15 protein-coding genes are annotated in these 17695 nt (G+C 71.9%); 9 read left to right on the top strand and 6 right to left on the bottom strand.

The annotated features are described in order from the left end of the window. Positions 1-703: 703 nt before the first annotated feature. Positions 704-1537 (bottom strand): helix-turn-helix transcriptional regulator, encoded by an 834-nt coding sequence (locus AB0P03_RS17095; RefSeq protein WP_363629482.1) that lies wholly within the window; start codon positions 1535-1537, stop codon positions 704-706. A 142-nt stretch (positions 1538-1679) separates the two neighbouring features. On the opposite strand from AB0P03_RS17095, the gene AB0P03_RS17090 reads away from it, so the two are divergent. Together AB0P03_RS17090 and AB0P03_RS17085 are read left to right on the top strand one after the other, a co-directional pair. Then, a complete protein-coding gene (locus tag AB0P03_RS17090; protein WP_363585970.1) occupies positions 1680-1946 on the top strand; it encodes an Atu4866 domain-containing protein in 267 nt (88 codons plus the stop codon). Continuing rightward, positions 1943-2677 carry an SDR family oxidoreductase gene (locus tag AB0P03_RS17085; RefSeq protein ID WP_363585971.1) on the top strand — a complete coding sequence of 245 codons (735 nt, stop codon included), beginning with the start codon at positions 1943-1945 and terminating at the stop codon, positions 2675-2677. The genes AB0P03_RS17090 and AB0P03_RS17085 overlap by 4 nt, the downstream gene beginning before the upstream one ends. Positions 2678-3125: 448 nt before the next feature. Here AB0P03_RS17085 and AB0P03_RS17080 read toward each other — a convergent pair whose 3' ends face one another. Next, a complete protein-coding gene (locus tag AB0P03_RS17080) occupies positions 3126-4832 on the bottom strand; it encodes a serine/threonine-protein kinase (RefSeq protein ID WP_363629480.1) in 1707 nt (568 codons plus the stop codon). Between the two features lie 141 nt (positions 4833-4973). Here AB0P03_RS17080 and AB0P03_RS17075 point away from each other — a divergent pair, with 141 nt between their 5' ends. Then, positions 4974-5768, top strand: a complete 795-nt coding sequence (locus AB0P03_RS17075) for an FHA domain-containing protein (protein ID WP_363629478.1) — start codon at positions 4974-4976, stop codon at positions 5766-5768. Here AB0P03_RS17075 and AB0P03_RS17070 read toward each other — a convergent pair. From AB0P03_RS17070 to AB0P03_RS17060, 3 genes are all read right to left on the bottom strand, one after another. Further along, entirely contained in the window at positions 5759-6010 is a 252-nt protein-coding gene (locus AB0P03_RS17070) for a hypothetical protein (protein ID WP_363629476.1), read from the bottom strand. The genes AB0P03_RS17075 and AB0P03_RS17070 overlap by 10 nt on opposite strands. 32 nt (positions 6011-6042) lie before the next feature. After that, complete coding sequence (locus AB0P03_RS17065) at positions 6043-8646, bottom strand: hypothetical protein (protein ID WP_363629475.1); 2604 nt, start codon at positions 8644-8646, stop codon at positions 6043-6045. A gap of 81 nt (positions 8647-8727) precedes the next feature. Next, entirely contained in the window at positions 8728-9462 is a 735-nt protein-coding gene (locus AB0P03_RS17060; RefSeq protein WP_363585976.1) for a Crp/Fnr family transcriptional regulator, read from the bottom strand. Positions 9463-9635: 173 nt separating this feature from the next. Between AB0P03_RS17060 and AB0P03_RS17055 the strand changes: the two genes are divergently transcribed. The 6 genes from AB0P03_RS17055 to AB0P03_RS17030 all read left to right on the top strand — a co-directional run bounded on the left by AB0P03_RS17055 (position 9636) and on the right by AB0P03_RS17030 (position 17083). After that, positions 9636-10379, top strand: a complete 744-nt coding sequence (locus tag AB0P03_RS17055) for a hypothetical protein (RefSeq protein ID WP_363585977.1) — start codon at positions 9636-9638, stop codon at positions 10377-10379. A 7-nt stretch (positions 10380-10386) separates the two neighbouring features. Continuing rightward, positions 10387-10803: a hypothetical protein gene (locus tag AB0P03_RS17050; protein ID WP_363585978.1), complete on the top strand. Its 417-nt coding sequence runs from the start codon at positions 10387-10389 to the stop codon at positions 10801-10803. Further along, positions 10800-12002 carry a protein phosphatase 2C domain-containing protein gene (locus tag AB0P03_RS17045; protein ID WP_363585979.1) on the top strand — a complete coding sequence of 401 codons (1203 nt, stop codon included), beginning with the start codon at positions 10800-10802 and terminating at the stop codon, positions 12000-12002. The genes AB0P03_RS17050 and AB0P03_RS17045 overlap by 4 nt, the downstream gene beginning before the upstream one ends. Then, the gene (locus AB0P03_RS17040; RefSeq protein ID WP_363585980.1) at positions 11999-13144 is read left to right on the top strand and encodes a hypothetical protein; all 1146 of its coding nucleotides are present in this window, start codon (positions 11999-12001) and stop codon (positions 13142-13144) included. The genes AB0P03_RS17045 and AB0P03_RS17040 overlap by 4 nt, the downstream gene beginning before the upstream one ends. Positions 13145-13160: 16 nt before the next feature. After that, positions 13161-13811, top strand: coding sequence for a VWA domain-containing protein (locus tag AB0P03_RS17035; protein ID WP_363585981.1), 651 nt, complete (start codon positions 13161-13163; stop codon positions 13809-13811). 1436 nt (positions 13812-15247) lie between these two features. Continuing rightward, entirely contained in the window at positions 15248-17083 is a 1836-nt protein-coding gene (locus tag AB0P03_RS17030) for an ABC transporter ATP-binding protein (RefSeq protein WP_363629473.1), read from the top strand. Positions 17084-17149: 66 nt separating this feature from the next. Here AB0P03_RS17030 and AB0P03_RS17025 read toward each other — a convergent pair whose 3' ends face one another. Then, the gene (locus AB0P03_RS17025; protein ID WP_363629472.1) at positions 17150-17569 is read right to left on the bottom strand and encodes a hypothetical protein; all 420 of its coding nucleotides are present in this window, start codon (positions 17567-17569) and stop codon (positions 17150-17152) included. Between the last annotated feature and the right edge of the window lie 126 nt (positions 17570-17695).

The raw sequence follows: 17695 nt of genomic DNA, 5'->3' as shown, positions 1-17695 counted from the left end.
GACGTGCCGGCGATCTGCTTGGCCGGCACGGCTTCAAAATCAAGCCGGGGCTACTCGTGATAGGTCGGGGGCAAGGCAGGACTGCGTCAGCGATGCGCGCGGCTTCGTTGATGGGATCAGCGCCAAGCGTACCAGGGCGCCGTCGCTCTCTGTAGTGAGTGCAATGGTGCCCGATGCCATGGCAACTCCTGGCATGCTGTCAGCTCCGTCCCTCCCCGGGTGCACATTTGGTGCACAACACGACGAGGACGGGTGAGAGTCGACGAGAGATCACGAGAAGCATTTTGCCAGCTCAGAGGCCGTGAACCGGCACTTCCCCCAGTCGGCCCAACAGCCGCGATTCAGAAGTCCTTGTACAGCTCGAATTTCCCGGCCATGCCAGTGACAGCCTTTCGCTCGATGGCCCCCTGGCACCGCACCGTAGGGCCAAATCCTCTGTGATGCTCGCTAGTTGACCCAGTCTGGTGGCGACCATTCGAGTTACGGAGTCGTGTGCTGCTTGGCCGCGGTGAGAGAAGCCGGTGCACACGGCGAGTTTTCTGTGGGAGTGGGCTTCGGGACTGACGGCGGCTGGTGGTTTCCTTTTGGGCGGGTGTCCGGTCCCGTACAGCCAGTCGCGGAGTCACGGAGAGTGAAGTGTGGCGCCGTGGACATCAGGCGAGTTGATCACTGCGCGCTCAACGCAGCTGACCGTCCTCACCGTTTACCCGGCGCCCCGGTTCAAGGTGGCGCGCAGGGACCCAAGCAGGCTGAGGGCCTGCGCGCTGGAACTGCCGGGCTCCGCCTGGTAGACGATCAGCTGCTGGCCGGGAGCATCGCGCACGTCGAAGGCCTGGTAGGTGAGGATCAGTGGGCCGACGTCCGGGTGGAGGAGGTGCTTGGCCTCCTGGGTCTTGCCGCGCACCGCGTGGGCGTTCCACAGACGGGTGAAGTCCGTGCTGTGACCGGTGAGGGTGCGGACGAGGTCCCGCAGCCGGGGGCTGTCCGGGTCGAGCCCGGCCGCCTGCCGCAGGTGGCCCACGACGGCCTGGGCCGTGTGGCCCCACCGTTCGTGGAACTGCCGGCCCGCCGGGTCGAGGAAGGCCATCCGGGCGAGGTTGTCCATCCGCTCGAAGGGTGAGTGCAGGGCCTCGGCCAGGGCATTGGCCGCCAGGACGTCCAAAGTCCGGTTGATGACGAACGCCGGGGCGGCCGGGTAGCCGTCCAGCAACTGGCGCAGGGCGGGGCCGACCCGGTCCGTGGTGTGGGCGAACCGGCTGCTCGGCACCGTCCCCGCCAGCTGGTGCAGGTGCGCGTGCCCATCCGAGTCAAGCCGCAGGGCGCGGCCGAGCGCGTCGAGGACCTGGGCCGATGGGTGGCGTTCTCGCCCCTGTTCCAGGCGGGTGTAGTAGTCCGCGTTCACCCCGGCCAGGACGGCGACCTCCTCCCGGCGCAGTCCGGCGACCCTGCGTACCCCGTGGCTCGCCACGCCGGCGTCCTGCGGCAGCAGGGCCGCACGGCGTGCGCGCAGGAACTCTCCCAGGTGGTTGTCGGTCACGCCCTCACCCTAGGCCGCGCCGGCGGTGCCTTGCCTGGGTGCACCGCACCCAGGCAAGGCACGTCCTGGCCGGTCACCCGCGCCCCGCCCAGACTCGGTCGGGCGGAACGGATCCGCATCCATCGACGAAGGGAGTCCGTCCTTGACGGGCAGCACCGAGGAGGGCCGAGCCGACGTGGTCGGCTTGTGGGTGACGGCAGACGGCCACATCCGTCAGGAACTACGGGCGGACGGTCGATACGACGAGGCCCGCGGCCACCGCCGCAGCGCCTACACGGGCCGCTACACGGTCACCGGCCATCACATCGACTACGTCGACGACACCGGGTTCACCGCCACGGGTGACATCCGTGACGGAGTCCTCCACCACGAACACCTCGTGCTCCACCGGGAGGAGAAGCAGGCATGACGCAGACACCCAAGGTCGTACTGGTCACCGGAGCAAGCAGCGGGATCGGCGAGGCCACCGCGCGCAGCCTCGCCGCCGACGGCCACCGCCTGTTCCTCGGCGCACGGCGCACCGACCGCCTCGACGCGCTCACCGCGGAGCTCACCGCCGCAGGCGGCACCGCGGCGTTCCGGCGTCTCGACGTCACGGACGCCGCCGACGTCCAGGCCTTCGTGTCCGCCGCCCGTGAGCGCTACGGCCGGGTCGACGTCCTGGTCAACAACGCCGGAGTCATGCCGCTCTCGCCCCTGGAGGCCCTGAGAACGGACGAGTGGGACCGCATGATCGACGTGAACCTGCGGGGAGTCCTGCACGGCATCGCCGCCGCACTGCCCGTGATGCGGGCCCAGGGCGGCGGGCACTTCGTGAACATCGCGTCCGTCGGCGCGTACGAGGTCTCTCCCACCGCCGCCGTCTACTGCGCCACCAAGTTCGCCGTCCGCGCGATCTCCGAAGGGCTGCGCCAGGAGTCCACCGGAGACATCCGGGTCACCCTCGTCTCTCCAGGCGTGACCGAGTCCGAACTCGCCGAAGGCATCTCCGACCCCACCGCCAGGGAGGCCATGAGGGCGTACCGCGCAGTGGCACTGCCCGCCTCCGCCGTCGCGGAGGCCATCGCCTACGCCGTGTCCCAGTCCCGGCAGGTCGACGTCAACGAGCTCGTCGTCCGCCCCGCGGCGAGCGCCCAGTGACCGCCCACGGCTTCCCGTCGGTCGCGGTGCCGCGCGCGCCCCCTGATCAGGTGGCCGCCCCCGCCCGGCCGGTGACCGCCGACGCCACCGGTCTCCAGGCGAGCCGGCAGGTCGCTGGACCACGAGGCTCAGGTCGGCCGACGGGGACGATACGACCGACGATGATCTGCTGACGGCCCTGCACGGGTGGTGGCCTCTACAGCTGGAGTTCCGACCGTCCGGTGAAGCCTCTTCGGACAGTGGGATCACCGTTGGTGCGTCGTTCGGCCGTATGCCGGTCGTCGGGGTGACCCCGACGGCATCTGCGGATGCCAGCGAGAACTTACGAAGCAGATGTCGGCGGTTCGAAAGCGTCCGCGCCCACCCCGTGAACAGCTGAAACGCGTACTGCGGCCCAGGTCAGGAGCATGATCCCGCCCCGGGCCGCAGTCGTTCCGGCAGCCTCGTTTCACCGGCGGACCGGGGTGGTGCCGTTCATGCCGAAGCGAGCGGAGCACTGCTCGCCGGACCGGTTGTTCGCGTTCCAGACGCAGATCCACATCGTGTAGCCGATGTCTGGGACGAAGCTCGTCTTCGCGGCGCCCCAGGAGGCGCGGAAGGTGTACGTGATGCCGTCGCTGCGGGCGAGCTCGGCGACGCAGGTTTGGTTCAGGGAGGTGTTGAGCACGCCCGCGAGCGAGCCGGAGCCGTTGTCGTCCAGCCAGGCGGAACAGGCGGCGTCGGGGCCGAGCCAACTGGTGTCCGCCTCGGAGCCCTTGACCTGTGCCGGGTCGTCGCTGCCGTTGATGCCGCTGATCGGTGACGAGGTGGGGCTGGGGGCAGCCGCTGAGGGTGCGGCGGGGGCCGTGCTCGGTGGGGTGGCCGTGCCAGGTGGGGTGGTCGGGGGCTGGGTAGCGGGTTTGGCGGTGGCGAAGGTCGAGGGCCGCAGGTTCGGGGAGGGTGTCCGCGTGGTGCCGGCCGGGGCGGTTGAAGGCGGGGGAGAGGGTTCGGCGGTGGCGGAGATCGAGGTGCTCGGGCTCGCGGAGGGCCCGGGCGTCGCCCCGGCCAAGGGCTCGACGGCGACCGGCACGCCGCTGGACTCCTGCGCGTTGTGGTGCTGCGGGGAGGTGGACGGGCTGAGGGCGAACACCGCGACCGCGCCGAGGGCGGTCGCCGCGGCGATCGGCAACAGGAACAGGTGCTTGCGCGGGCGGCGAGGTGATGCCAGGGGTGCGGGCCCGACGTCAGGCTTCGGGTCCGTGCTCGTATCCGGTGGCGGGACGGTCTCCAGCTTGCCGACCGGCGTTTCGGCGAAGGCACGTCGAGCGTCGATGCGTGACATGACCTCAGGCGGCCAGGACGGGGGAGGAGCGAGCCGGTGCGTGCGCGCCGCCAGGACGATCTCGTCGGCGGTGGGGCGCGCTCCGGGGTCGGTGGCGAGACAGGGCCCGAGGAGGGCGGCGAGGTCGGCGTCCACGGCGCGCAGCGGCTCCACGTCGCAGGCGGCGCCGGGTGTGCGACCCGAGGCGGCGTAGAGCAGGAGCGCCGCGAGCGAGTAGACGTCCGCGGGCGCTGCCACGTCCTCGTCCCCGGCCTGCTGCTCCGGTGCCGAGAAGCCCTGTGTTCCGTAGCTGCCACCGATCCCGGTGAGCCTCGCCTGGTCCGCGGCGCGCGCGATGCCGAAGTCGATCAGCTTCACGCCGTCGCGTACCAGCATGACGTTGGCGGGCTTGATGTCGCGGTGCGCGATCTCGGACGCGTGTACGGCCCGCAGTTGAGCGGCTGTCTCGGCCAGCAGCAGCCACAGCGCCTCGGCGGGCAGCGGGCCGTGCAGCCGGACCGCCTCGTCCACCGTGAGCCCGGGGACGTACTCGGTGGCGAACCACGGGCGTTCCGGAGTGGCGTCGCTCGCCAGCACCCGCGGTCCGACTCCGAGCGGCACACGGTAGAGGATGCCGACCTCTCGGTCGAAGCGCTCGCTGGGGACCAGCCGCGGCCGGACGAGCTTGACAGCGGCGTAGCCCCTGTCCGAGACCCCGAGGTAGACCTCGCCCATGCCGCCGGTGCCGAGCAGGCCGATGATGCTGAAACGGCCGATCTCCTGCGGATCGCCCGGACCGAGTGGTTCGGCGACCATGCCGTCGATCGCGGCAGCTCGCCGGCTGATCTCGCTCACGGCGGGCAGGCTATCGAGCAAGTCCACTCCGGACAAGCGGAGTTGGCGGTTCCGCAGGCTCGACACGCCGCGTGCCCGCAGGAGGACTGGTCCTCTCGGTGCGCTCATACACTGGCGCGAGCCGAAGCGGAGGTATGTGAGATGGCGTACGAAAACTTCCCACCTCAGATGCTGCCGCCGGGCAGTCCTTCCGGCAGGGTGCCCTCGGCGCCACCGGGGACGATCTTCGTGCTCGGCCCGGAGGGCGGGTACGCCGTGCCGTCGCGCCGGTACACCCTGCTGTTCGGGCGCGACCGCGAGGACGTGCACGTACCGGTCGGTGTCGACGACCCGACCGTCAGCCGTCGGCACGGCGTCTTCACCTGCGCCGGCACCGATGGCGACTGGTGGCTGGTCAACACCGGCAGTCTGCCGATCGAATTGCCCGACGGCGTGCTGATGCTCACCAGCCACAAGCGGATCATCGGGCCCGGGTACACCCCGCTGGTGATCAACTCGTCCAAGCGGCGGTTCCACCTGGTGGAGGTCCGCGTCGTGGACGGGGATGACCTGCACCCCCGTTCCACGAGCGGCGCCGATACCGCGGCCCCCGAGACGGTCTACCTGCTCTCCCTACAGGAGCGGCTGGTGCTCACCGCGCTCGCCCGGCGCTACCTGGAGGGCCAGGACGCCTTCCCGCTCCCGTCGGCCTGGGAGGAGACCGCCCGGCTGGTCAACGCCTCGCCCCACGCGACCAAGTCCTGGACCCACAAGTCGGTCGCCAACACGGTCGAGGACGTGCGCGAACGGCTGCGCCGGCGGGGCGTGCGCGGACTGACGCGCGACGAGGTCGGCGAGCCGGTCGGCTCGACGCTCAGCGTCAACCTGATCAGGGAACTGCTCAAGACGGCGACGCTGAACGCCCAGGACCTGGAGTTGCTGGCCGATCAGGGCTGACGCGTTTCTCGGGCCTCCGTCTCGGGCGCGGCTTCGGCGTTGTGGTTGTAGGTGACGTGCATGGTGCCGTGTTCCACGGCGAAGACGGCTGCCTGGTCCTCGGCCGAGTTCTGCTGGCGCGGTTGGGGCTGCGGCTGCTCGGGGTGATGCTTCGTGTTCGTCACGTGGTTGTTGTCGCCCACGATGAAGGTGCCGGAGACGTCTCCGGCGTGGATGGTGCCGGGGGTGGATTCCGTAGACATGGTCGGCCTTTCCTGGTCGGTCTTGTGGCGGATTACCAGGCGATGCAGTGGATCGCCAGACTCTGCCAGGCCGAGTTGTATGTCGAAGCCTGGCTGGCCGTGTTGTAGCCGGTGGTGAGATCGTTCCGAGCCGCGCGGAACTGGTTCTCCTCCTGCTGGCTAGCGGTCAGAAGGCCCTTGAGGTCGGATACCACGGATCCGTCCCGCGCTTGCGATAGGGCTCCCCGCAACGTGGACTCGCTGGCGCGCAGGTCTTTGAGGATGATGTCGATACGGGATTTCACCGTGCTGTCGTCGGGAACGGTGGAGGTCCGTCGAGAGTTGTACGCGGCTACGGCGTTGTTGTACGAGTCGAAGGCGCTGTGAACGGCGGTCAGGTCGGCGTTGTGCTGCCGGGTCTCTTTTCCCAATTCCGGTACCACCGTTGCGCACACGGGATCGACGGGGTCCGGTGTGACGACGGGGGCAGGGACCGGCGGCTTGGGGGTGTAGACCTTCGGAGACGGGGCCGGCGGGGCGGGAGTGTAGACCGGCGGGGCGGGGGTGTAGACCCTCGGAGGCGGGGCCGGCGAGTAGGTGGGCTGGGCCGGCTTAGCCAGGTTCGACTGGTTCTGGGTGTAGACCATGGCGCCCACACCGAGTACGGCTGAGGCGCCGACCACGCAGGCGACGACGAGGGCTGCTCCGCCCTTGGCGGCCGCTGCGCCGGCGGTGGTGACCGCGTGGCCCGTGCTGGACGTGGTGGTGGCGCTCGCGGCGTGCGTCGGCTGGGCGGCGGAGTGGTGCGCTCCCGAGAGGTCGATTCGCTGCGGCGCCGCCTGCGAGGGGGAGTGTGCGCCGGCCACATGGCCCCCGGCCGGGGGCTGCGGAGCGGAGTGGGACAGGTCGATCACCTGCGGTGTACCCGGCGGGTGCACGGGCGCCGGAGCGTCGGAGGCGGGGAGGGGGTGGGTGACGGTCGGTGGCTGGACGACCGGGTGGGTGACGGTCGGTGGCTGGACGACCGGGTGGGTGACGGCCGGTGGCTGGACGACCGGGTGGGTGACGGTCGGTGGTTGGACGACCGGCTGGACGACCGGCTGGGTGACCGTCGGCGGGCTGACCGCCGGGTGCGTGATCAGCGGGGACTGGCCGACGGCGTGTGCCGTGGTGACCGGATCGATCGGCGGTACGGCGGTGATCGCCGTCGTGGCGGCCTGGTGGGCCACCGAGTGCGCTTGCAGGGCGGCGAGTTCCTGCCAGAGCACCCCCGCCTCCAGCACCAGGGCCGTCGTCAGTGCCGCCCGGCCGATCGCCTTGCGGCGGGTGCGCGCCTCCCCCAGGAAGAACTCCTCGCCCGCGCGGTCTCCCGCGCTCTTCGCGGCGGCCCAGCCGGCTCCGAGGAGGCTGCCCCACGCGTCGAACTGCCGGGAGAGCGCCAGTTTCGGCGAGGCGGCACGGGCCAACTCCACGCCGAGCTGCGCCTGTCCGCTCCTTTCCGCTCCCAGCACCGCGACGTCCAGGGCCTGGAAGTGGGCCGCGACCTCGTCCGGGGTGGTCTCCCGCGACTCGACCCACGCGGTGAGCGCCCGGCAGAGCGGCGCGGCGGGGAACTGCGTCATCCGGCTCTTGAGCACGCACTCGGCGACGTCCGGCGGACACCCGTAGCCGGTTTCCGAGGCGACCAGCAGGCCGTGCCGCACCAGTTCGCCGGCGAGCGCGTCGCTGTCCGTCCGACCGAGCAGGGCGTCGAGCTGCCGGGCGGCCAATTCGGCGCCCGACAGCGAGCCGAGCAGGTACAGCAGGTCGCGCTCCTCCGGCCGGAGCCTGTTGAGCAGCGCGGGAAGGAGCGCGGGGAGGTCGGCGATGCCCGGCAGGCCCTTGCCGGTCGCGGCCGACAGGGCGATGCGCCGCAGGCGGAGCGGATTGCCGTGCAGGGCGTCGCACAGCGCCGTCACGGTCCGCGCTTCGTCCGGCCGCAGCGCGCGGGCCAGGACCGTCTGCACCAGGACCACCCCTGCCGGGGCCGTCAGTCCGTCGAGTCGGATCGGGTGGACGCCGGTGACCGATGACCGGCGCTGCGAGGTGAAGACGAACGCGGAGTGCTCGGCCAGGTCGAAGAGCCGGTGCAGGTCCTTCTCGTCGAGCCCCGCGTCGTCCAGGTAGATCCGCAGCCGCAGGGTCTTCAGGTGCTCCTTCAACACCTCCAGTGACGGCTTGTAGTTCGGCGCGTCGAAGCTGATGTCGAAGATCGCCTGCGCGAGGTCGTCGGCCGTCCGTCCGCCGGCTTCGATGTAGGCCGCGCCTTCGGGCCCGCGCGGCAAGGTGCGGGCGAGGTGGCGCAGCAGGGCACTCTTGCCGACCCCGGAGGCGCCCCAGATCTGCACCAACTGGCGTGCTCCGATGGCCTGTTGCAGTGCCTGGAGCTCCCGTTCCCGGCCGATCAGCGGATCGGCGGCGGAACGCGGCAGGTGGGAGATCGGCTGACGCTTGACCGGGTTCGGCGGAGGCCCCGCGTTCACGGTGATGGCCGAACCGTGTCCGGTGGTGATGTTCAGGTTGGTCACGGTGTTCCGGTTGCCGACGATCATCGTTCCGGACACGTCGCCCGCCCGGATGCGCGCGGAGCCGTCCGGAGCACCGTTGTTCTCTGGCATCTGTTTCTCCGGTCCTCTCCAACGCTCGGGTCCCGGCACTCGGTCATGCTGGCGCCGACCCGTCGTCGGAACCCGGCGCTTTTACCTGTTTGGTGAGATCGCCCGCGAATCGGCCGGTTCGGTCGCGGCGGCGATCCGGGCGAGGTGATCCAGGTCGAGGATCGTGATCCTGCGGTAGCCCGTGACGACCGCGCCCGACTCCCGCAGGGCCCGCAGGGCCTTGTGGATCGACGACTCCGCGGCGCCGACCAGCGTGGCCATCTCCGGCTGCGACAGCGGGAGATGGGCTTCCTTGCGGCCGGGGCGCCCGTAGGTGACGGCGAGGTGGTGCAGGATCCTGGCCAGCCGCCCGAGCACGTCGCAACCGGTGAAGTCGACGATCCGGCTGGTCGCCGTGCGCAGCTTGGCGACCACGCTCGCGTTGAGTGCGAGCCCGATGGCGGGGTGCTGCTTCGTGCACGCCAGCAGTTCGGTGGGCAGGATGTAGCGGGCCAGCACCCGGCCGCAGGCGGTCACGGTGCCGATGCGCGGCTGGCCGTCGATCCCGGCGAACTCCCCGACGAGGTCCCCGGCCATCCGTACGGCCAGCAGCGCGTCCCGACCGTCCTGCGCGTGGGCGGTGACCTTCACCGTGCCGCCGATCAGGAGCAGCGAGAAGTCCGAGGTGTCGGCCTCGCGGATGGTGATCTGACCGGCCGGGTAGACCACGCCGTGGCCGAGCCCCAGCAGGACTCGGCGATCGGCCTCGCCGACCCGGCCGAGCAGCCCGGTCGTCGGCCAGTAGGCCCCGGCTCCGCGCATCCGTGTGTTGCTCATCGGTCACTCCTCCTCCTCGTCCGGCCGAAGCCGGACAAGCCGTATTAGTAGCCGGTCTACCCGAGGACCCCTCCTCTACGTTCTGGTTAACCATCGTGTCGGCACCGGGAATTCGGCGCCGACGGCAGATCGATCTTCGAACTGCCGGCCCTCGTCGTGATCGCGGAGGGAATGTGAATCCGAGGTACGAGTACCGAGCTCTGCTGGCGTGCGACATCGCGGGTTCCGCGGGCCGCGGTCAGCAGCGGCTGCAGGAGATCCGCGGCGTGCTGCGGTCCGCGTTGTTCGGCGCCCTCGGCGTCGCGGAGTTGGACCGGCGGGACTTCGCGTACGTGGACACCGGCGACGGCTGCCGGCTCGTCGCCCCGGCCGGGTTGCCCAAGGCCGGACTGCTGGTCCCGCTGCTGCCGGAGCTGGGCTCGCGGATCCGCGAGCACAACCGGCACACCGGTCCGGACGCCCGGCTGCGGGTACGGGCCGCCGCGCACGCGGGGGAGGTCCGGGTCGATCCGGACGGCACCGTCTCCGGCACCCCGTTCGAGGCGCTCGCCCGGCTGCTCGACTCGCCCCCGCTGCGGCATGCGGCCCTGGACGGTCCGGACGGCACCCCGGTGGCCGCGATGCTTTCGCAGCACTACTACGAGGAGACGGTCGGGCACGGCTACGAGGGGCTCGAAGCCGGCGCCTTCACCGCGGCCGAGGTCCGGGTCAAGGAGTACGCCGCACGGGCCTGGCTCTGGTACCCGGGCAGCCCGGTCGGGCCGCACGGCGGTCCCGGCCCGGAGTCCGGCTCCCGCGAGCGGCCTGCGGAAGCCGAGCCGCGGTCCGTGGAGCAACCCGTCCGAGCCACGGGGAACGGCACGGTCTTCGCCGTCGGCCAAGGTGGCCAGTACATCCACTACAACGAACGGGGCTGAAGCGCCGATGAACCAGGAACTCGCCGAGCTGGCCGCGAGCGGAGCCACCGCTCTGGTGTCCGCGATGGGCACCGATCTGTGGAACGAGGCGAGGCGACTGATGAGCGGCGTCATCGCCCGGGCTCACGGCAGCCGCCGCAGGGAACTGTCCGCCGCGCTGGAGCGGGGGTCGACCGCCACGAGGGGAGCGGTCGACGCCGTGGCCGTGGACTTCTGGACCGAGGCCCTGTTCCAGTTGCTGGACCGGAACCCGGCTCTGGCCCAGGACGTCATAGCTCTGGCGACGCTGCGGACCGAGCAACGGCCGGACGTCGTGGTCCAGGTCAACTCCGCCACCGGTTCCGGCGAGGTGTTCGCGGTGCAGCACGGTGACCAGCACTTCGCCTCCGGGTCGAGGTCCCGCGATCGTGGGGAACGGCCGTGAGCGGGGGCGGCGGTCGGCGGGACGGCCTGACGGACGGCTGGGTGCGGGCGGGGCTGCTCGCAGCCGTCGTCATCGGGGCCTTCGCCGAGGTCGGCACGCCGCACCGGCACTACGGCTGGCTGGTGGACGCGTTCGCCCTCGCGGCGGTGGGTGTCGTCGGCGCGGCGGCCGCACTGGGGTCCGAGGCCGCCGCGACGCCCGCCCGGCAGCGGGACCGGCCTGAACGGGGGCCCCGGCCCGACGCGACGGCGCCGGTCTGCCGCTTTGTCGCGGCACCGGCGGTGTCGACGGCCCAGCCCGGCAGGCCCCGGCCGTTCCTGCGCGAGAGGCCGACCGACCTGAGCGTGCCCCGCTTCGGCGAAGGCGCGCGGGCACAGGGCTATCCCTGGCTGCTGCCGGAGCGCACGGTGCAGAACGGCATCGCCGCCGACGAAGCCACGGTCGGTGCCCTCACCATCCGCGCCGCCTCCGTCGTCGGGCCCGGCCACCGCTGCGGCCGGCCCGCCGAGCCGCGACAGGACTCGTACCGGATCGGGCGGAGCCCGGACAGCCGGTACGCGATCGTGGCCGTGGCCGACGGCCTGTCCAGCGCGGCCTGGTCCGACGTCGGGGCCACGGCGGCCTCCAGCCAGGCCGTCACCCTGCTGCGCGAGCAGATCGAGGCGGTCGGCTTCGACCGGCTCGACGTCAAGGCGCTGTACGGGCGGGTCGCGGAATCGATCGCCGCGCACGCGGCCGGACGCGGCGTCGGCACCTCGCACCTGGCGACCGTGCTGATCACCGCGGTGATCGCCGAGCCGGACGCGAACGGCGTGGCGCGGGCATGGGTCGGCTGGCTCGGTGACAGTTCGGCCTGGACACTCGACCCGCGCGTCCCGCTGTGGCGGTTCTCCGCCGGCGAAGCCAAGGACCGCGCGGCCGTGGTGGTCTCGAACGAGGTCGCCGGCCGACTGCCGGACACGCCGCACCTGGCCGTGGACGGTTACGTCACCCTGGCGTCCGGTGCCGCCCTCGCCCTGGTCACGGACGGGATCGGCGACGCGTGGGCGGACCGGGCGGGCAACGTCAACGAGTACTTCGCGAACGCCTGGCGCTCGCCGGTCCCGGCCACCCGGTTCACCGCCGACGTGGGCTTCGACGCACCGCAGTGCCTCGACGACCGCACCGCCGTCGTGGTGTGGAACGGCAGCGGGACATGACCGACTCCGATCCCGTCGTCGGCGACGGCGCCCCGGCGGTGGACCCGCGGGGCTGGGCGTTGCCGAGGACCGTGGGCCTCGGCGATCTCGGACCGCTCGCCGAGCCGATCTCCGAACACAACGGCCAGGCCGTTGCCGTACGGCCGCTGACGGGCCATCCGGGCTGGCTGGCCAAGCTCTACCGGCCCGGCCTCCACCAGGAGGACGGCCGCCGGATCGACCTGCTGATCTCGGCTCCGGACACGCTGCCGGAGGCGGAGCGGGCGACCCTGTACGCCGGGACGTGCTGGCCCGCGGCCCGGATCCGCGAGCCCGGCAACCCGGCCGTCGGGTGCGTGATCCCGATGGCGCCCGAGCAGTACCGTTCCGAGCTGCGGCGCGGCAAGTTCAGCGAGCGCCGGTTCCTGGAGATCGACTGGCTGGCGAAGTCCGACGAGTCGATCCGGGGCGTCGGCCTGCCCTGTCCCGGATTCGAGGGCCGACTGACTGCCTGCCGTCAACTGACGGCGCTCGCCGCGATCCTGGAGGGCCTGGGCCTGGTCTACTCGGACTGGTCGTTCTCCAACGCCTTCTGGAGCCCGGAGGGGCGTTCCGTCTACCTGATCGACGTCGACGGCTGCCAGCCGAAGAAGATGCCCGACATCCACCAGCCGAACTGGGCCGACCCGCTCACGCCGCCGGGCTCCGACGCGGACCAGTACACCGACCGCTACCGGCTCGCCCTGCTCGTCGCCAAGTGCCTGACCGGCCGGCGCGACGCGAGCACCTTCCACGGCGTCGCCGCGTCCCACTGGCTGAACCAGCCCGCCGTGTCCGAGGTCCTGCTGGACATGCTGCTCGCGACCGACCGGGAGCGACGGCCCGCAGCCGCCCAGTTGAACCAGGCGCTGAACAACGGGCCCTACCTCAGGGCCGTGCCGCGTCCGACACGTACGCCGCTGCCCCAACTGCCCCCGAAGCAGCCGGCGGTGGTGCTTCCGCGGCCCGCGCCGCACGCGATCCCGGAGCCCCCCACCGTCACCGCCACCCGCGTCAGCACGGTCGAGGAGAAGAAGAAGCCCGCGACCGGCCCGTCCGCCAAGTGGATCTGGGTGCTCGCCTTCGTCGTGATCCTGGTCATCATCATCGCCTCCAACCACTAGCTCAGAGGTGCACACAATGTCACTCTGCCTGCCCACCTACGTGGTGATCGACGCCTCCTCGTCGATGAAGCCGCACGAGGCGGTGCTCAACGCGACCCTCTCGCGTCTGCACTACAACCTGGCGACGAATCCGCGCGTCTCGGAGTTCGCCAGGGTCAGCGTGGTCGCCTTCTCCACCGACGTGCACGTGGTGATCCCGATGTCGGACATGGAGCAGGTCCCGAGCATGCCCGAAGTGATCTGCGGCGGGGGCACCGAGTACGGCAAGGCCTTCGACCAGTTGCGGCAGAGCATCGAACAGGACGTGAGCAGCCTGCGGGCGCAGCAGTACAGCGTGCTGCGGCCGGCGATCTTCTTCCTGACCGACGGCGCTCCGACCGACGCGAAGTGGCGGGACTCCTTCCGCGCGCTGGTGGACCGGAACTGGCCGCGCCACCCGCACGTGATCGCCTACGGCTTCGGCGCCGCCAGGCGCGACGTGCTGAAGGAGGTGGCGACCAAGGCGCTGTTCATCGCCGACGGTTCGGACACCGAGTCGGCGCTGAGCGGGGCGATCACCGGCCTGCTCAACACCCTGATCGCCTCCTCGCAAACCGGTCAGATGCACATCGCCACCGACGTCAAGGGCTTCGAGTACGTGCAGGTCGCCCAGGAATACGTGGACTGAGCGTGGACACCGACCCGCGAACCACGGCGCCCCGGGCGCTGCGGGCCTCCGCCGGGCTGTCAGTGCTGGCCGCGGTGCTGCTCGCCTGCGGCGGCGTGGTCGAGGTGGCGGGCCATCTCGGCGGCCCCTCGACGAACGAGGGCGGAGGCGCCTCGTACCCGGCGACGCCGGTGCCGGTACAACCGGCCCCGACCCCTGAGGCCTCCTCGCCCGCCGCGGTGCCGTCGCCGAGTTGCCCGCTCTCGGCCTCACCCACCCAGCTGCCCGAGCCGACGACCACCCCCACCACACCGGCGTCTCCTTCGGAGCATCCTCCAGGGAATGAGGCATCCCGGACGAGGACTCCTGTGACGAGGACTCCTGCGAGGAGGAATGCCGCCCCGTAGCCGCGATACCGGCGGGGCCACCGAGGGGCCGAGCAGCACGGGCAGCACGGGCAGCCGGCGGGCGGGCCGGGGAGTGGGGCGAGGGTGCCGCCGATGGTGGCGCCGTCACCCGAACGCAGTCGCTTCGGGTTCTCGTGGGCCCCGGAGTCGCCCGGAAGGCGGCTGCGGGGCGCCTCCTCAGGGCGGACTCGCCGTGGCGCAGGCGGTGCCGGGGCCTCGTTCCGGTGGTTCCCGCGGGGCTCGACGCGGGGTCTCGCCTCTCGCCGCGCGGGGGTGCGCACCCCCGCCCCGTCGGTCGGCTGCGCCATCCGGGTAGGCGTCGGCGGGCGGGGTCGGCGGCCCGGGCGGGGGTCTTCGGGGAGGGGGCGCGAGGGCCGGGGGCTCGCGCCGACGCCGTCGTCGCGGGGGCCTGCGGTCGACCGGTGGGCGGCGGCGCCCGGTGCGCGGGCGCGGCTGTTTCGAGACGCCGGACGAACGGCACTTGACGGTGGGTCAGTCGCCGAGCCGACCGGGCGGCTCCTCGCCCGACCCGGCTCGTCGGGGGGCCGGTCGGGAGGGCCGGATCCGGCCGCCGGGGCGGGGGTCGGGCGGCCGAGTCCGGGGTCCCTTCGCATGCCGAGGACCGGTCGCGGTTGCGGTCCAGAAGCTGCGAGCGGGGGCGCCAGGCGGATACTGGAGATGTGAGAACGGCTCTGGCAGGCACATCCCTGACGTGCCCGCCGCTTAGGGCTGTCTCACGGCAACGGCAGTCTCTGTCGTGCTCCCCGGGTCCGCGCCGTCGGCGTCGGCCGTGGACGTGCGGCGTGCCAATGCAAGGGAAGAAATGGAGTCGTGATGAGTTACTTCAACCGCAGGGACCGCGGTCGCGGACGTGAACGTGACCGTCGCCGCCGTCGCCACGGCCGCCGTCGTCGGTTTGGCTTCTGGTGACAGATAAGGGCGGTCCGGGCTGTGCTTAACAGCCCGGCATGACACCCATCCCTGGGGCCGGCGGTATCACCGCCGGCCCCTCATCCTGAGTGGGGTTCCTCCATGCACGGTGCGACGCCCATGGGGGGTCCGGAGGACCGGGCAGCCGACCGGGCCATCGACCAGGGGCCGGTGGCGGACTCGCCCGCCATCTCGCTGCGCGAGCTGTTCCGGCGGTTCTGGCCGTGGGTCAGACCGGACTTGCGCTGGCTGCCGCTGAGCGCGGTGCTGCTCGTTCTCGGAGCCTTCGGCGAGGTCGTCTCGGTCTGGATGTTCAAGGACCTGATCGACGAGGTCCTGGTGCCTCGGCACTTCGCCGAGTTCTGGCCGCTCGGCGGCACGATGCTCGCCGCGGCCGCGGCGGCGGCGCTGTTCACCTTCGCGGGCACCTACACCGGCACCTGGATCGCGGAGCGGTACCTGCTCCGGCTCCGTACCGGCACACTGGCCCATCTGCACACCCTGCCGCCCGACACCCTGGAGACCCGCTGGCGCGGCGACCTGGTGGCCCGGATGACCGCCGACATCGCGACGATCGAGCAGATGGTCGCGACCGGCCTGGTCGAGGGCGCGGTGGCCTCGGTCAGCCTGGTGCTGTTCGCCGGCGCGGCGTTCTACCTGAGCTGGCCCCTCACCCTGGCGGCGCTGATCGTCGCGCCGCTGTTCATCCTCACCACCGGTTTCTTCGGGCGCCGCATCCGCATCCGGGAGCGGCAGGTCCAGCGCCGCGCCGGCGGCGTCACCGCGCTGCTGGAGGAGACGCTGCGCAACGTGGTGGTCACCCGCACCTGCGGCCAGGAGGAGCGCGAGGTCGAGCGGGTGCACCGCGAGGGAAAGGCCCTGCTGGACGCCGAGCTCTCCGCCGCCCGGATGTCCGACCTCTACCAGCCCCTCCTCAACGTCCTCCAGATGCTCGCCGGTCTGGTCGTGGTGGGCGTCGGCGCCCTCCAGGTGATCCACGGCGGGCTGAGCCTGGGTGGTCTGCTCGCCTTCGCCGCCTTCATGGCGCAGCTGTTCGAGCCGATCCAGCAACTCGCCGGGCTCGTCCCGCTCGCGGGCGCGGCCTGCGCCTCGGGCGAGCGCCTGCTGGAGATCCACGACCTGTCCAGTCCGGTCCGGGAGAGCCCCGCCGCGCGGGACGCCGGCGCGGTCCGCGGCCGGGTCTCCTTCGATGGCGTCCACGTCGCCTACGCCGGCAGCCACGACGCCCCGGTGCTGTCCGACGTCAGCTTCGACGTCAGTCCCGGCAAGGTCCTGGCCGTCATCGGCCCCAGCGGCAGCGGCAAGTCCACGCTCGCCAAGCTCCTGGTCCGCTTCCTGGACCCGCAGGCCGGTACCGTCCGCCTCGACGGCACCGACATCCAGGGCCTGACCATCGCCTCGCTGCGTGCGGCGATCAGCTTCCTGCCCCAGCAGGCGCAGCTGTTCCACGCGACCATCCGGGACAACATCGCCTACGGCAGGCCCGACGCCCCGCAGGGCGACATCGAACGCGCGGCCCGCAGCGCGGGCGCCCACGGCTTCATCACCGCGCTGCCGCAGGGGTACGGCACGGTCATCGGCGACGAGGGCTTCCAGCTCTCCGGCGGGCAGGCCCAGCGCGTCGCCATCGCCCGGGCCTTCCTGCGCGGCGCGCCGGTCCTCGTCCTGGACGAACCCACCACCGGCCTGGACCCGAAGACCGTCCAGCAGCTGATCCCCCCGCTGCGCCGCCTGATGGCGGGCCGCACCACGATCCTGATCACCCACGACCCGGCCTTCCTCCCGCTGGCCGACCACGTCCTCACCCTCCAGCCGCCGGACGCCCCGCGGCCCCGCGCCCGCTTCGCGGAATCGGCCGCCGGGCGCCCGGAGGCCGTCGCGGTGAACGTGTCCGAGGCGCGGCTTCCCGGTGAGCGGGGCCACGGGCCCGGGTGACCTTCGCCCCCACCCGAACGGCCGGGATCCGCAGCCTGCGGATCCCGGCCGTTCGAGTGCGTGCGGTCAGGAGACGACGATGGTGGTCCGCAGGTAGTAGACGAACGGCGGGCAGGCCGAGCCGCGATCCGGGAAGGCGCACCGCCAGATCCAGGTGATGTCGCTCGTCCCGGCGGCGGCCGCGTTGAAGGTCGCGTGCGTGGTGTTGTCGGGGTCGGTGCTGCCCGAGGTCTGCGGCAGCACCGAGGGCGCGGTCGTCGCCGGGACGGAGGACAGCCAGGTGACGGTGCTGTCGCGGTAGGGCGGCAGGTCGATCTGGACCACGTCACCCGGGTGAACCTGCACGGTCTGGCCGTTGGAGGCGGCGCCGAGGACCACGACGTCGTTCAGGGCCGGTCGCGCCGGGGCCGCGGCGGCGGTGGTGACGGTGCCGGCGGTCAGGGCGAGGACGGCGGCGGGGGCTGTCAACAGCCTCAGGATCTTCATGGCACTCCCGGTACTCGAAGGTTCACGGAAACGGAGGTTCGCGCAGAACGGCGGTGCAGGGTGCGGAGGTTCCGGTCTCCCGTCTATCCGGCGCGGGCGGGCCGGCCGATGGCGAGGAGCCGCCCG

This window comes from Kitasatospora sp. NPDC088779 (genome assembly GCF_040685395.1).
GTDB lineage: Bacteria > Actinomycetota > Actinomycetes > Streptomycetales > Streptomycetaceae > Kitasatospora.
Note: the sequence above shows the minus strand (reverse complement) of the source record. Positions and strands in the feature narration are given on the sequence as shown.